Genomic DNA, 14,452 nt, shown 5'->3' with positions numbered 1-14,452 from the left:
CAGGACACCGTCAGTATCTCCGGGGCGGGCGCCAGAAGACCCGGGAGATCGATCCCGGGATCGGGGTGGTGATGCGCCTGTGCGACGACGACTTCGCCGCCACCGTCTCGACGCGTCGAGGGCTGGACTTCCTGATGACCGGGGTGCAGCCGCACCCCTCGGGACGCGGGGAGGAACGGCGGGCCGAGTGATCGGGTTCCGCCACCTGGGCCGGATCGGCGTAGGGGATGCGTAAAAAGCGCGCTGCGGCCCGCTAGGGAGGCGTTAACGAGGACTGTGGTGTGGCTGAAAAGGCTGTTTCCTCGTCTGGTCCGAGAATCCGTTCTTCACTCAGGAGCTCACGATGGCCGACGTGGCCTTCGTCGTCACCACGATCGCGGTCTTCGCGTTGGTGGCCTTCATCGCCAAGGGGGTGGCCAAGCTGTGAATGCCGAAAACGTCATCGGTCTCATCGTGGCCGTCGCCCTGCTGGGCTATCTCGTCCTCGCCCTCGTCAAGCCGGAGAGGTTCTGAGTACGGATATGAGTCCCGTTCTTGCTGATGTGCTCCAGGTCACGGCGCTGATCGGCGCTCTCGCCCTGGTCCACCGCCCGCTGGGCGACCACATGGCCCGGGTCTTCTCCTCGGAGAAGCACCTGCGGGTCGAGAAGTGGATCTACCGCAGCGTCGGCGCCAATCCGGACGCCGAGATGCGCTGGCCCGCCTATCTGCGCGGCGTCCTCGCCTTCTCCGCGGTGAGCGTGCTGTTCCTCTACCTGCTGCTGCGGGTCCAGGACAACCTGCCCGGGTCGCTCGGCTTCGCGGCGATCACGCCGGACCAGGCGTTCAACACCGCGGCGTCGTTCGTGTCGAACACGAACTGGCAGTCGTACTCGGGCGAGGCGGCCATGGGCCACGTCTCCCAGACCGCCGGTCTCGCCGTCCAGAACTTCGTCTCCGCCGCCGTGGGCATCGCGGTCGCGGTCGCGCTGGTCCGCGGATTCGCCCGTTCCCGTACCGGTGAGCTGGGCAACTTCTGGGCCGACCTGGTCCGCGGTGTCGTCCGCATCCTGATCCCGATCTCGGTGATCGCGGCCGTGCTGCTTGTCGCCGCCGGCGCGGTCCAGAACTTCGCCGGGATCCACGAGATCACGACCGTGACCGGGCAGACGCAGTCGATCAGCCCCGGTGCGGTGGCCTCGCAGGAGGCCATCAAGGACCTGGGGACGAACGGCGGCGGTTACTTCAACGCCAACTCGGCCCACCCCTTCGAGAACCCCAACGGCTTCTCCAACCTGCTGACGATCTTCCTGTTGCTCGTCATCCCGTTCTCGCTGCCGCGCACCTTCGGCACGATGGTCGGCAACGTCAAGCAGGGCTACGCGATCGTCGCCGCCATGGGCACCCTCTGGTTCGTGGGTGTCGTCCTGGTGACGTGGCTGGAGTACGCCCACCCGGGAACGGCCTCGCAGCTCGCGGGCGGCGCGATGGAGGGCAAGGAGCAGCGGTTCGGCGAGGGCGCCTCGTCGCTGTTCGCGGTCTCCACGACGATGACCTCGACCGGCTCGGTCAACTCCTTCCACGACTCCTTCAGCGGCCTGTCCGGCGGCATCCTGCTGCTCGGCATGATGCTGGGCGAGATCGCACCGGGTGGGGTCGGCTCCGGCCTCTACGGCATGCTGATCATGGCGATCATCGCTGTCTTCATCGCGGGTCTGATGGTCGGCCGCACGCCCGAGTACCTGGGCAAGAAGATCGGCACCCGTGAGATCAAGTTCGCCGCGCTCTACATCCTCATCACCCCGGCGCTCGTGCTGATCGGCACGGCGATCGCGATGGCCACCGGAAACGGCGAGTCGTCGATGACGAACACCGGCGCGCACGGCTTCTCCGAGGTCCTGTACGCCTACACCTCGGCCTCGAACAACAACGGCTCGGCGTTCGCCGGCTTCGGCGCCAACACCGGGTTCCACAACACGGCGCTGGGTCTGTGCATGCTGCTCGGCCGGTTCCTGCCGATGGTGTTCGTCCTCGCCCTGGCGGGCTCGCTCGCCGAGCAGACGCCCGTTCCCGAGACCGCAGGCACGCTGCGGACGGAGAAGCCGCTGTTCACCGGCCTCCTCGTCGGCGCCATCCTCATCATCACCGGTCTGACCTTCTTCCCGGCCCTGGCCCTTGGCCCGCTCGCCGAGGGGCTGGCGTCATGACCATCAAGACAGACAAGACAGACAAGACAGACAAGACGGAGAAGCAAGAGAACCCGATGTCCGTTGCGACGACTCCGGCTCCCCACAGCGATGTGCCCACCGGGCACAAGCCCGAGGGCGGTCGCGTCGGCGGGGGCCTGTTCGACCCGAAGCAGCTGGTCAAGTCCTTCCCGGACGCGATCAAGAAGCTCGACCCGCGCGTGATGGTCAAGTCGCCCGTGATGTTCGTGGTCCTCGTCGGCTCGGTGGTCACCACCGTGCTGGCGGTCAAGAACCCGGGCGACTGGTTCGGCTGGGCGATCACCGCCTGGCTGTGGCTGACCACGATCTTCGCCAACCTGGCGGAGGCGGTCGCCGAGGGCCGGGGCAAGGCGCAGGCCGACACCCTGCGCAAGGCCAAGACCGACACCGTCGCCCGCCGCCTCACCAAGGACGGCAAGGGAGAGGAGAGGGTCCCCGGCACCGAGCTGAAGATCGGCGACCTGGTGGTCTGCGAGGCCGGCGACGTCATCCCCGGCGACGGCGACGTCGTCGAGGGCGTCGCGTCCGTGGACGAGTCCGCCATCACCGGCGAGTCCGCCCCGGTCATCCGCGAGTCCGGCGGCGACCGCTCGGCCGTCACCGGCGGTACGAAGGTGCTGTCCGACCGGATCGTCATCAAGATCACGACGAAGCCCGGCGAGACCTTCATCGACCGGATGATCAACCTGGTCGAGGGCGCCGCCCGCCAGAAGACCCCGAACGAGATCGCGCTCAACATCCTGCTGGCGTCCCTCACCATCGTCTTCCTGCTCGCCGTCGTCACGCTGAAGCCCTTCGCGATCTACGCGGGCGCCGACAAGCAGACGTCGATGATCGTGCTGACCGCCCTGCTGGTCTGTCTCATCCCGACGACGATCGGCGCGCTGCTGTCGGCGATCGGCATCGCCGGCATGGACCGGCTGGTCCAGCGCAATGTGCTGGCGATGTCGGGACGTGCGGTCGAGGCCGCGGGCGACGTGTCGACGCTGCTGCTCGACAAGACCGGCACCATCACCCTCGGCAACCGCCAGGCGTCGGAGTTCGTCCCGGTCAAGGGCACCACCGAGGCCGAAGTCGCCGACGCCGCCCAGCTGTCCTCGCTGGCGGACGAGACGCCCGAGGGCCGCTCGATCGTCGTCCTGGCCAAGGAGAAGTACGGCCTGCGCGAACGCCACCAGGGCGAGCTGGCCCACGCCACGTGGATCGAGTTCACCGCCCAGACCCGGATGTCGGGCGTCGACGTCGACGGCAAGCAGACCCGTAAGGGCGCGGCCGGCTCGGTCATCGCCTGGGTCCGCGAGCAGGGCGGCGAGGTCGCCGACGACGCCGACACCCTGGCCAACAAGATCTCCGAGGCCGGCGGCACGCCGCTGCTCGTGGCGGTCAAGGACGACAAGGGCGCCCGCGTCCTCGGTGTCATCCACCTCAAGGACGTCGTCAAGGAGGGCATGCGGGAGCGGTTCGACGAGCTGCGCCGCATGGGCATCAAGACGATCATGATCACGGGTGACAACCCGCTGACCGCGAAGGCCATCGCCGAGGAGGCGGGCGTCGACGACTACCTCGCCGAGGCCACGCCCGAGGACAAGATGGCCCTCATCAAGCGCGAGCAGGCCGGCGGCAAGCTCGTCGCGATGACCGGTGACGGTACGAACGACGCCCCGGCGCTCGCCCAGGCGGACGTCGGCGTGGCGATGAACACGGGCACGTCGGCCGCGAAGGAGGCCGGCAACATGGTCGACCTCGACTCGAACCCGACCAAGCTCATCGAGATCGTCGAGATCGGCAAGCAGCTCCTCATCACCCGAGGCGCGCTGACCACCTTCTCCATCGCCAACGACGTGGCGAAGTACTTCGCGATCATCCCCGCGATGTTCGCGGTCGCCTACCCGTCGCTCGACAAGCTCAACATCATGGGCCTGTCCTCGCCCGAGTCCGCGATCCTGTCCGCCGTCATCTTCAACGCGCTGATCATCATCGCGCTGGTGCCGCTCGCCCTGAAGGGCGTGCGCTACCGGCCCTCCAGCGCCGACTCGATGCTCCGCCGCAACCTGGGCCTGTACGGACTGGGCGGCCTGATCGCCCCGTTCATCGGCATCAAGCTCATCGACATCGTCATCTCCCTCATCCCCGGAATCGGCTGACCGATCATGAACAATTCCGTAGGAAACGCGGCCCGGCTGCTCTGGGCGGGCCTGCGCATGCTGCTCGTGCTCACCGTCGTGACCGGCATCGTCTACCCCCTCGTCGTCACGGGGATCGCGCAGGGCCTGTTCAACGACAAGGCCAACGGTTCGATGGTGACGGTGGACGGCAAGGAGGTCGGCTCCGAGCTGATCGGCCAGAGCTGGGACCTGCCGAAGAAGAACCCGGACGACGAGAACGAGGTCGCCCAGCCGGACCCGAAGTGGTTCCAGCCCCGGCCCTCCAACAGCGGTTACGACCCGCTCGCCACCGGCTCCAGCCAGCTCGGGGCCTCCGACGCCAAGCTGACCAAGACCGTCGCCGACACCAGGAAGGCCGTCGCCGCCTTCAACGACGCGCCGGAGTCCGAGGTCCCCAAGGACGCGGTCACCGGCTCGGCGTCCGCGATCGACCCGCACATCTCCCCGGAGTACGCGGAGATCCAGGTCAAGCGGGTCGCCAAGGCCACCGGCCTGTCCGAGCAGCAGGTCGCCAAGCTGGTCGAGGACCACACCGAGGGCCGCACCGCCGGCTTCCTCGGCGAGCCCCATGTCAACGTCCTCAAGCTCAACCTGGCCCTCAAGGAACTGACCAAGAACTGAAGGCCTTGGCAGTGACGAACGGGAGTCGGCCGGCCATGGCGTGTCCAGGGCTCGCCGGCTCCCACCGCGCACCGGGCGCGGTCCCGAAGAACGACGAGAGGAAGGCAGCACGCCGATGACCCGGGTGCTGGTGGTAGAAGACGACGAGCAGCTCGCCCGGGCTCTGGTCATCAACTTGCAGGCACGCCGGTACGTCGTGGATGTCGCCGCCGAGGGGGCGACGGCTCTCACGCTCGTAGCCACGGAACAGCCGCACGCGATCATCCTCGATCTGGGCCTGCCGGACATGGACGGCATCGATGTCATCAAGGCGCTGCGGAGCTGGAGCGGTGCGCCTGTCCTGGTGCTTTCCGCGCGCAGCGGCTCCGCGGACAAGATCCGCGCCCTGGACGCGGGCGCGGACGACTACATGACCAAGCCGTTCAGCATGGACGAACTCCTCGCCCGGCTGCGCGCGGCCACCCGGAGACTGGCGGCCGTCTCGCAGCCCGCGCCGGTCACCCAGACCGTGTACACCGAGGACTTCACGGTCGACCTGTCGGCGAAGAAGGTGAGCCGCGCGGGGCACGACGTACGGCTGACGCCGACCGAGTGGCATCTGCTGGAAATCCTCATCTGCAACCCCGGGCGGCTGATCAGCCAGCGCCGGCTGCTCAAGGAGGTCTGGGGCCCCAGCTACAGCGGCAGGACGAACTACCTCCGGGTCTACATGGCGCAGTTGCGGCGCAAACTCGAACGCGACCCCTCGCACCCCCGCTATCTGATCACCGAACCCGGCATGGGCTACCGCTTCGAGGCGTGACCCGGTCCGTCCTCCTTCGCAGAAACGGCATCACACAACACCATGGGACGCGGAAAGCTCCGGATCTACCTCGGCGCGGCGCCGGGCGTCGGCAAGACGTACGCGATGCTGTCCGAAGGCCACCGACGTGTCGAGCGGGGCACGGACTGCGTCGTCGCCTTCGTGGAGCACCACAGCCGGCCGCGTACGGAGGTGATGCTCCACGGCCTTGAGGTGATCGCGCGCCGGGAGATCGAGTACCGCGGCACCACCTTCACCGAGATGGACGTCGACGCGGTCCTCGCGCGCAGACCCGCCGTCGCGCTCGTCGACGAACTGCCCCACACGAACGTTCCCGGCTCGCGCAACAGCAAGCGCTGGCAGGACATCGAGGAGCTCCTCGCCGCCGGCATCGACGTCATATCCACGGTCAACATCCAGCACCTGGAATCTCTCGGCGACGTGGTCGAGTCGATCACGGGCATCCGCCAGAAGGAGACCGTCCCGGACGAGATCGTCCGGCGCGCCGACCAGATCGAACTGGTCGACATGTCGCCGCAGGCGCTGCGCCGCCGCATGGCCCACGGCAACATCTACAAGCCCGACAAGGTCGACGCGGCCCTCTCCAACTACTTCCGGCCCGGCAACCTCACCGCCCTGCGCGAGCTGGCCCTCCTGTGGACGGCCGACCGGGTCGACGAGTACCTCCAGGAGTACCGGACCGAGCACCGCGTCTCCAGGATCTGGGGCTCGCGCGAACGCATCGTCGTCGGCCTCACGGGCGGCCCCGAGGGCCGCACCCTCATCCGCCGAGCCGTCCGGCTCGCAGAGAAGGGCGCCGGCGGCGAGGTCCTCGCCGTCTACATCTCCCGCAGTGACGGCCTCACCGCCGCCTCCCCGAAGGAACTCGCCGTCCAGCGCACGCTCGTCGAGGACCTGGGCGGGACGTTCCACCACGTCATAGGCGACGACATCCCGACCGCGCTCCTGGAATTCGCGCGGGGCGTCAACGCCACCCAGATCGTCATGGGCGTGAGCCGCCGCCGCTCCTGGCAGTACGCCTTCAGCCCCGGCGTCAGCGCCACCGTCGCCCGCGAGTCGGGCCCCGACCTCGACGTCCACATCGTCACCCACGACGAGGCGGCCAAGGGCCGGGGGCTCCCCGTCGCCCGCGGCACCCGGCTCGGCCGCTCCCGGACCATCTGGGGCTGGCTCACCGGCATCGCGGGCCCCGTCCTGCTCACCCTGCTGCTCAGCAGCGCCGTTCCCGACCTCGGTCTGGCGAACGACGTCCTGCTCTTCCTCACCCTCACCGTCGCCGCCGCGCTGCTCGGCGGCCTGCGGCCGGCCCTCGCCTCCGCGGCCGTGGGCTCCCTGCTCCTGAACTGGTTCTTCACCCCGCCGGTCCACCAGCTCACGATCGCCGACCCGCGCAACATCGTGGCCCTGGTCGTCTTCGTGGGCGTGGCGATCTCCGTCGCCTCCGTGGTGGACCTGGCCGCGCGCCGCACCCACCAGGCCGCCCGGCTGCGGGCCGAGGCGGAGACCCTCTCCTTCCTCGCCGGCAGCGTGCTGCGGGGCGAGACGGGCCTGGAGGACCTCCTCGAACGTCTCCGGGAGACGTTCGCCATGGACTCGGTCGCGCTCCTGGAGCGCGTGGACGAGAACGAGCCCTGGGTCTGCGTCGCCGCGGTCGGTGCCCGGCCCGGCGCCCGGCCCGAGGACGCGGACGTGGACATGCCGGTCGGTGACCACCTCGCCCTCGCCCTGACCGGCCGGGTCCTGCCGGCCGAGGACCGGCGCGTCCTCGGCGCGTTCGCCGCGCAGGCCGCGGTGGTCCTGGAACGGCAGCGGCTCGTCGACGAGGCCGAGGAGGCCCGCAAACAGGCCGAGGGGAACAAGATCCGCACCTCGCTGCTCGCCGCCGTCAGCCATGACCTGCGTACCCCGCTCGCCGGCATCAAGGCGTCCGTGACCTCCCTGCGCTCGGACGACGTCGAGTGGTCCGAGGCGGACCGGGCCGAACTCCTCGCCGGCATCGAGCACGGCGCCGACCGGCTCGACCACCTCGTCGGCAACCTGCTGGACGTCTCCCGGCTGGAGACCGGGACGGTCACCGCGGTCATCCGGGAGACCGACCTGGACGAGGTCGTCCCCATGGCGCTCGGCGGAGTCCCCGAGGAAAGCGTCGAGCTGGACATCCCGGAGACCCTTCCGATGGTCGCCGTGGACCGGGGCCTGCTGGAGCGGGCGGTGGCCAACATCGTCGAGAACGCCGTCAAGTACAGCCCCGACGGCGCACCCGTCCTCGTGGCGGCCAGCGCCATCTCCGACCGGGTCGAACTCCGCGTCGTCGACCGCGGCCCCGGCGTCCCCGACGAGGCCAAGGACCGCATCTTCGGCGCCTTCCAGCGCTACGGCGACGCCCCGCGCGGGGAGGGCGTGGGCCTGGGCCTCGCGGTGGCCCGCGGCTTCGTCGAATCCATGGGCGGCACGCTGACCGTCGAGGACACCCCCGGCGGCGGTCTGACCATGGTCCTCAGCCTGCGGACGTCGGGGGAGTCGTCCGCGGTTCACCGTGCCGGACGTCAGTGGTGACCGCCGTTCGTGACGGTGAGTCGCTGGGTGCAGGTCTTGCCGGCGTCCGTGGACTCGTAGACGCCGTCCTCGGTCGCCGCGAGGATGTGCCGGCCGTCGACGGCGGTGAGGGACTGGGACGCTCGTCGGAGCAGCCCGCGCCCGGACGCCTTGACGCTCCCGCTCGCGGTGCGGAGAGCGGCGTCGGTGACGGCCTTCCCGGCCCTCGTCCGGGCCGTCTCGCCGGTCAACGGGCCCTCCGGTGTCCGGCGGCCGGTGGGGGAGCCGGGATGTCGCGCAGTGTGTCGGCGACGGACCAGGTCAGCGCGGCGACGATGACCGTGGCGCCCCACAGGCCCCAGGCGGCGGCGGAGGCGTCGCCGGCCAGAAGGGCCGGCAGCGCGAGGAGGCTCGCGACGGGCAGGGTGACGGCCACCGTGCGGGTGGGGCCGTGGCGCCGGTGCACCTGGAGGGCCGAGGCCGCCACCGCGAGGACACCGATGGCGAGCAGGAGCCAGATCAGGCCGGTCACGGCCGGTCACCTCCGGGCGGCGGGCAGTGCGGCGCGTCCGGGGTGATCGGGCGGGCGATCTCGCAGCAGGCGCCCGTCGCGATCAGCGGCCCCGCGGCGACGGCGGCGATGGCGTACAGGTCCCATGGGTTCTGCTTCATCACGGGCCTCCTTCGTCCCTCCCATCGTCCCCCGGCCGATCCCCAGGTGCCGGTGCCGAAGGGTTCCGCCCGATGGGCCCGATGCGCCCTGCCGTGCCGGGTGGCCCGGGCGGATGGCGCGCGGGAGGCTGGAGGGGCAGGCGCGCGAGGAGGCGAGCCCCATGGCCCTGGCGGATGTCGTCGTCGTGATCGTCGCTGTCGGACTGGTCGGCGCACTGGGCTGGTACTTCTTCGGTCCGCGCAAGGCCGGTACCGCCCGGCTGGAGGACGGCGTTCAGCGGGTCGAGGTGACCGTGCGGGGCGGCTACAGCCCGAATCTGATCAGAGTGCGGCAGGGGACTCCCGTGGACATGGTCTTCGACCGGCAGGAGGCCGGTGAATGCACCTCCCGGGTCGTCTTCCCCGACCTCAGGGTGGGCGCCGGACTGCCCGCCCACACCCGCACGACCGTGCGACTGAACCCCGACCGGCCGGGCTCCTTCGGCTTCGCCTGCGGCATGAACATGATCCACGGCACCCTGGTCGTGGACCCCGTCGAGGGGGCCGGTCCGGGCCCGCGCCCCGAGGAGACCGCGTCGGGTGAGGGGCGCGGGGACGCCGCAGCCGAAGAGGCCGCGGACGTCGCCGAGCGGCAGGCAGAGATCAAGGACTTGACCCGCAGGGTCGTCGTGGGCGCCGTGCTCACCGCGCCGGTGCTGTTCGCCGTGATGGCGCACGAGCTGTTCGGCGCGGAATGGGTGCCGGGCTGGATGCTGAACCACTGGGTCCAGCTGGCCCTGATCACTCCGGTGATGGTCTACACGGGATGGCCGATCCACTCGATCGGCTGGGCGGCGCTGCGGCATCGTGGCGCGGACATGAACTCGCTGATCACGCTGGGCACTTCGGCCGCGTACGGCTACAGCCTGCTCGTCACCCTCGCCCCCGGGCTCCTGCCCGAGGACGTGCGGGAGGTCTACTTCGAGGCCGTCGGTGTGATCCTCACCCTCATTCTCCTGGGGCGGCTGCTGGAGGCCCGGGCGAAGGCCGGAACCGGGGAGGCCATCCGCTCCCTGATCGGTCTGCAGGCCCGTACCGCACGGGTCGTACGGGACGGAGAGGAGACCGAGATCCCGGTGGAGGAGGTCGTCGTCGGGGACGCGATCGTCATCCGGCCGGGAGAGAAGATCCCCGTCGACGCCGAGGTCGTCTCGGGCTCGTCGGCCGTGGACGAGTCGATGGTCACCGGCGAGCCGATTCCCGTGACCAAGAAGGCGGGCGACGGCGTCATCGGTGCCACCGTCAACACCACCGGCTCGCTGCGGGTCCGCGCGGCCAAGGTCGGCGCCGACACGATGCTCGCCCAGATCGTGCGTCTCGTGCAGCAGGCCCAGGCGTCCAAGGCGCCCATCCAGCGTCTCGCCGACGCGATCTCCGCCTACTTCGTCCCGGCCGTGATCGGCGTCGCGATCGGCACCTTCGCGCTCTGGTACACCGTCGGCCCCGCCCCGGCCCTCACCCTGGCCCTGGTCTCCGCCGTCGCCGTGCTGATCATCGCCTGCCCCTGCGCCCTCGGCCTGGCCACCCCGCTCTCGGTCATGGTCGGCACCGGCAAGGGCGCGCGGGCCGGCATCCTCATCCGTTCCGCCGAGGCGCTGGAGACCGCCCACAAGCTCGACACGATCGTCCTGGACAAGACGGGGACCATCACCGAAGGCAGGCCGGTCCTCACCGACGTGGAACCGGTCGGCGACTTCACCGAGGACGAACTGCTCACCCTCGCCGCCGGAGCCGAGCGCGACAGCGAACACCCGCTCGCCCGGGCCGTCGTCGCCGGCGCCCGCGACCGCGGCCTGACCGTCCCCTCCGCCCCGGACTTCGACTCCGTCACCGGCAAGGGCGTCCGGGCCACCGTGGACGGACACGCCGTGCTCGTCGGCACGGCCCGGCTCCTCGCGGACGCCGGCATCGACCCCGCCGAGGTCGCCCATCGGGCCGGGCGGCTGTCCGAGCAGGGCGGCACACCTGTGCTCGTCGCGGTCGACGGGCGCGCCGCCGGTGCTCTGGGCGTCGCCGACACGGTCAAGGACGACTCGGCCCGGGCCGTCACCGCCCTGCGGCATCTCGGCACGGACATCGTGATGCTCACCGGCGACAACACCCGCACCGCCGCCGCGATCGCCGGGCAGGTCGGCATCCCACGCGTCGTGGCCGAGGTGCTGCCCGAGCACAAGGCCGACGAGATCCGCCGGCTCCAGGACGACGGCCGCACGGTCGGCATGGTCGGCGACGGCATCAACGACGCCCCCGCCCTCGCCCAGGCCGACGTGGGCCTCGCGATCGGCACCGGCACCGACGTCGCCATCGAGTCCGCCGACATCACCCTCGTCTCCGGCTCCCTCGCCGGAGTCGTGACCGCGATCCGCCTGTCCCGCGCCACCATGCGCAACATCAAGCAGAACCTGTTCTTCGCCCTCGTCTACAACGCCGTCGGCATCCCCATCGCCGCCGGCGCCCTCTACCCCCTGTGGGGCATCCGTCTCAGCCCGATCATCGCCGCAGCCGCCATGGCCCTGTCGTCCCTCTCCGTCGTCACCAACGCCTCCCGGCTGCGCCGTTGGCGCCCCACGCCACTCCCTGCGCAGGCCGAGGCGGAGCACGTACGGCCGGACGTCGAGTCGGGCACCGACCGCGCGGCGCCGGACCGGGACGGGGACGAGCCGCCGGAGACGGCCATCGACCCGGTGTGCGGCATGAGCGTCGACCCCGCCACCGCGCCCGAACGCCGCGAACGTCCGGGCGGAGGCACCCTCTACTTCTGCTCCGCCGACTGCGCCGCGACCTACGACAGCGCCCCCGACCACTTCGCCGCCCCACAGGGCGAGAGGACGGAACCCTCCGCTCCAGGGCATGAACACCGCTGAGTCGCCGAGCTACTTGGAGCTACGTCGAGCTCAGCTCCGGTTGCACCACCTGATCCCGTCGATTCGGAACCGGCCCGCGCGGCGAGGAGGAGGCCCAGTGGGGACGGGGCCTCCCCGGTCGGGCTCACGGCTGGTGACCAGGGGAATTCACGAGGTAGTAATTAGGTGAATCCCATACTGAATTACCGTCAATAGGTCCGGTCTCTCTATCTCGATTCGGTAACGAGATTCCCGGAAAGGCCTGGACCTTTCGTGTCCGGTTCCTCAACTCGCCTTGTTTTCAAGAGAGTTGAGTGTTCATCAGATCGGGCCCGTAGGTAACGGTCAGATATCTCGGCGGCCATTCCCGTTTGCCCGAATTCTCCACCGTGTACGTCTGGCAGGCTTCCGCGCACCCACTCCTCCGACCAAGGATTTGAGGTGCGCATGACTAGTCATCGCAGGAAGCGCGAACACAGACGCAAGCCCAGGGGGTTGATGCTCGCCACCGTCGCCGTGGCGTCGGCGGCGGTGATCGCGGGGGGGATCGCCTACGCCGGCATAGGGGGTGACGCCCGGGCCGGGACGCCCGCGCAGGCACGGATACCCGCGACGGCTCCCCTCGCGCCCGCCGCCGTTCCGGCCAGGGACGAGGAGCCCGAGCCCATCGTCGGCAAGCCCGCCAACGACAGTCGGCGGGGGATGGTGTACGACGGCCTCAAGGCGGCTGCCAAGGGCGACCGTTGCACGGGGGTGTACCGCACCGACGCCGGTCTGTGCACGCACGGGCCGGACGCACCGCCCAAGGGTGTGGACATCAAGGCGGACGTGGCGCCCGCCGTGGTCACCAAGACGCCCGCGGCCGGGCGCCCGCAGGACGCGCCCGCCGCCGACGCCACCGGTGCCAGGACCGCGGCCGCCGCGGCTCCGGAGCCGGCCGCCACGTCCGGCAGCCAGGCCGTCGCCGCGGGCCCCGCGGGCCAGACCGTCCCGTGCGACGGTGACGGCAGCACCGGCAACCGCGTGCAGGTCGTGTACGTGCACGGCTCGGACCGCGACCGGTACGGCGAGTACGTCGCCTCGTTCCGCAAGTGGGCGGCCGACGCCGACCTCATCTACGCGACGAGCGCCAAGGAGACCGGCGGCGTACGGCACATCCGCTACGTGACCGCGGCCGACTGCACACCGACCGTGCTCAACATCGAGCTTCCGGCCTCCGCGCTCTCCGAGTTCAGCGCGACCAACAGGGCGCTCGCCGACAAGGGCCTCAACCGGCGCGACCGCAAGTACATGATCTTCGCGGACACCAAGGTCTACTGCGGCATCGGCACCTTCGCCGGGGACGAGCGGCCGGGCCAGAACAACCAGAGCAACTTCGGCCCGTCCTACGGACGTACGGACGCCGGCTGCTGGGGCGGTCACACCGCGGCGCACGAACTGGGGCACAACCTCGGCGCGGTCAACAACAGCGCGCCCAACACCAGTCGCGGCGCCCACTGCACGGACGAGTACGACGTCATGTGCTACTCGGACACCCCGTACTACCCCCAGATGCGGTACGTGTGCTCCAACCAGGCCGCCGAGAACATCCTGGACTGCAACCACGACGACTACTTCCACACCAGCCCCAGGGCCGGCAGCTATCTGGCCACGCACTGGAACATCGCCGACAACCAGTTCCTGATGCGGTCCGGAGGCGGCACCACCCCCGACCCGAACCCCACTCCGACGCCCACCCCGACCCCGACGCCCACGCCGACACCCACCAGGCCGCCCACCGGGGGACCGGCGGTGACGGTCGGTCAGATCCAGTCCACGGCGGCCGTCGTGAGCTGGCCCCGGGTCGACGGTGCCGCCTGGTACCAGGTCCTGCTGAACGGCAGGCACCTGACCTGGGTGCAGTCGCAGGCACTGCGCATCTACAACCTCCAGCCCGGCACCGAGTACAAGGTCGCCGTCTCGGTCCGTGACCGGTCCGGCCGCGACAGCGGGGCCGGACGGACGACCACCTTCCGTACGGCCGGAGCGAGCGGCGGCACGACCACCCCGGGCACCCGCTACACCCTCGGCAACGCGGGCACCGGCATGGCCGCCGAGGTCTGGGGCGGGCGCTCCGCCGACGGCACGGTGCTCGTCGGGGCGCGGGCCACCGGCTACGCCCAGCAGCAGTGGCTGTTCGACGACGCGGGCGGCGGACTCGTCCGTATCCGCTCCGCCGTGTCCGGCAAGTGCCTGCAGGCGGGCGGAGCCCCCACCCAGGGCATGTGGCTCGCCCAGCAGGCATGCGGCAACGCGGCCACGCAGCAGTGGAAGCTGACCGGCCGCAACGGTGCCATCACCGTGACCGACCCGAGCGGCGGCTACGCCCTGACGGTGAGCAACCGCCCGTACTACGGGAGCTGGCTGCTCGACCTCCAGCGTGCCAACGGCGGTGCGACACAGGCGTGGACGGTCCAGAAGGTCGCCTGACCTCGACCGGAACCTCGACCGGAAGCTCGACCTTCAGGTCCACCCGGCGCCGGTGGACGGCCATCGCGGCCGTCCAGT

At 70.4% G+C, this 14,452-nt stretch carries 11 protein-coding genes; 8 read left to right on the top strand and 3 right to left on the bottom strand.

Going from position 1 to position 14,452, the window contains the following annotated elements; genetic code table 11:
• Nucleotides 1–423: 423 nt before the first annotated feature.
• The 6 genes from kdpF to AB0M18_RS03060 all read left to right on the top strand — a co-directional run bounded on the left by kdpF (nt 424) and on the right by AB0M18_RS03060 (nt 8,372).
• Nucleotides 424–513, top strand: a complete 90-nt coding sequence (gene kdpF / locus AB0M18_RS03085) for a K(+)-transporting ATPase subunit F (RefSeq protein ID WP_365755058.1) — start codon at nt 424–426, stop codon at nt 511–513.
• Nucleotides 514–521: 8 nt separating this feature from the next.
• Nucleotides 522–2,186 carry a potassium-transporting ATPase subunit KdpA gene (kdpA, locus tag AB0M18_RS03080; protein ID WP_365755057.1) on the top strand — a complete coding sequence of 555 codons (1,665 nt, stop codon included), beginning with the start codon at nt 522–524 and terminating at the stop codon, nt 2,184–2,186.
• Nucleotides 2,183–4,351 carry a potassium-transporting ATPase subunit KdpB gene (kdpB, locus tag AB0M18_RS03075; protein ID WP_365755056.1) on the top strand — a complete coding sequence of 723 codons (2,169 nt, stop codon included), beginning with the start codon at nt 2,183–2,185 and terminating at the stop codon, nt 4,349–4,351. The genes kdpA and kdpB overlap by 4 nt, the downstream gene beginning before the upstream one ends.
• A gap of 6 nt (nt 4,352–4,357) precedes the next feature.
• On the top strand, nt 4,358–4,993 hold the full coding sequence (kdpC, locus tag AB0M18_RS03070; RefSeq protein WP_365755055.1) for a potassium-transporting ATPase subunit KdpC: 636 nt from the start codon (nt 4,358–4,360) through the stop codon (nt 4,991–4,993).
• Between the two features lie 115 nt (nt 4,994–5,108).
• Nucleotides 5,109–5,795 carry a response regulator gene (locus tag AB0M18_RS03065; protein WP_365755054.1) on the top strand — a complete coding sequence of 229 codons (687 nt, stop codon included), beginning with the start codon at nt 5,109–5,111 and terminating at the stop codon, nt 5,793–5,795.
• A 42-nt stretch (nt 5,796–5,837) separates the two neighbouring features.
• On the top strand, nt 5,838–8,372 hold the full coding sequence (locus AB0M18_RS03060; protein ID WP_365755053.1) for a sensor histidine kinase KdpD: 2,535 nt from the start codon (nt 5,838–5,840) through the stop codon (nt 8,370–8,372).
• On the opposite strand, the gene AB0M18_RS03055 is transcribed toward AB0M18_RS03060, so the two are convergent.
• Genes AB0M18_RS03055 through AB0M18_RS03045 form a run of 3 tightly spaced genes read right to left on the bottom strand, consistent with a single transcriptional unit; the run spans nt 8,363 to nt 9,023 of the window.
• Nucleotides 8,363–8,602 carry a hypothetical protein gene (locus AB0M18_RS03055; RefSeq protein ID WP_365755052.1) on the bottom strand — a complete coding sequence of 80 codons (240 nt, stop codon included), beginning with the start codon at nt 8,600–8,602 and terminating at the stop codon, nt 8,363–8,365. The two genes, AB0M18_RS03060 and AB0M18_RS03055, sit on opposite strands and share 10 nt — an antisense overlap.
• The gene (locus tag AB0M18_RS03050) at nt 8,599–8,883 is read right to left on the bottom strand and encodes a hypothetical protein (RefSeq protein ID WP_365755051.1); all 285 of its coding nucleotides are present in this window, start codon (nt 8,881–8,883) and stop codon (nt 8,599–8,601) included. The genes AB0M18_RS03055 and AB0M18_RS03050 overlap by 4 nt, the downstream gene beginning before the upstream one ends.
• Nucleotides 8,880–9,023 (bottom strand): hypothetical protein, encoded by a 144-nt coding sequence (locus AB0M18_RS03045; protein ID WP_365755050.1) that lies wholly within the window; start codon nt 9,021–9,023, stop codon nt 8,880–8,882. The genes AB0M18_RS03050 and AB0M18_RS03045 overlap by 4 nt, the downstream gene beginning before the upstream one ends.
• Before the next feature lie 161 nt (nt 9,024–9,184).
• Between AB0M18_RS03045 and AB0M18_RS03040 the strand changes: the two genes are divergently transcribed.
• Together AB0M18_RS03040 and AB0M18_RS03035 are read left to right on the top strand one after the other, a co-directional pair.
• Nucleotides 9,185–11,926 (top strand): heavy metal translocating P-type ATPase, encoded by a 2,742-nt coding sequence (locus AB0M18_RS03040; protein WP_365755049.1) that lies wholly within the window; start codon nt 9,185–9,187, stop codon nt 11,924–11,926.
• 426 nt (nt 11,927–12,352) lie between these two features.
• Nucleotides 12,353–14,374 carry an RICIN domain-containing protein gene (locus AB0M18_RS03035; protein ID WP_365755048.1) on the top strand — a complete coding sequence of 674 codons (2,022 nt, stop codon included), beginning with the start codon at nt 12,353–12,355 and terminating at the stop codon, nt 14,372–14,374.
• The last annotated feature ends 78 nt before the right edge of the window (nt 14,375–14,452 follow it).

This window comes from Streptomyces sp. NPDC051909, assembly GCF_040681095.1.
In the GTDB taxonomy this organism is placed as follows: domain Bacteria; phylum Actinomycetota; class Actinomycetes; order Streptomycetales; family Streptomycetaceae; genus Streptomyces.
Note: the sequence above shows the minus strand (reverse complement) of the source record. Positions and strands in the feature narration are given on the sequence as shown.

Coding starts and splice junctions, on each gene's coding strand:
- kdpC (WP_365755055.1), top strand. CDS start 4,358: ATGAACAATTCCGTAGGAAACGCGGCCCGGCTGCTCTGGGCGGGCCTG.
- AB0M18_RS03060 (WP_365755053.1), top strand. CDS start 5,838: ATGGGACGCGGAAAGCTCCGGATCTACCTCGGCGCGGCGCCGGGCGTC.
- AB0M18_RS03035 (WP_365755048.1), top strand. CDS start 12,353: ATGACTAGTCATCGCAGGAAGCGCGAACACAGACGCAAGCCCAGGGGG.
- AB0M18_RS03040 (WP_365755049.1), top strand. CDS start 9,185: ATGGCCCTGGCGGATGTCGTCGTCGTGATCGTCGCTGTCGGACTGGTC.
- kdpA (WP_365755057.1), top strand. CDS start 522: ATGAGTCCCGTTCTTGCTGATGTGCTCCAGGTCACGGCGCTGATCGGC.
- AB0M18_RS03045 (WP_365755050.1), bottom strand. CDS start 9,023: ATGAAGCAGAACCCATGGGACCTGTACGCCATCGCCGCCGTCGCCGCG.
- kdpB (WP_365755056.1), top strand. CDS start 2,183: ATGACCATCAAGACAGACAAGACAGACAAGACAGACAAGACGGAGAAG.
- AB0M18_RS03065 (WP_365755054.1), top strand. CDS start 5,109: ATGACCCGGGTGCTGGTGGTAGAAGACGACGAGCAGCTCGCCCGGGCT.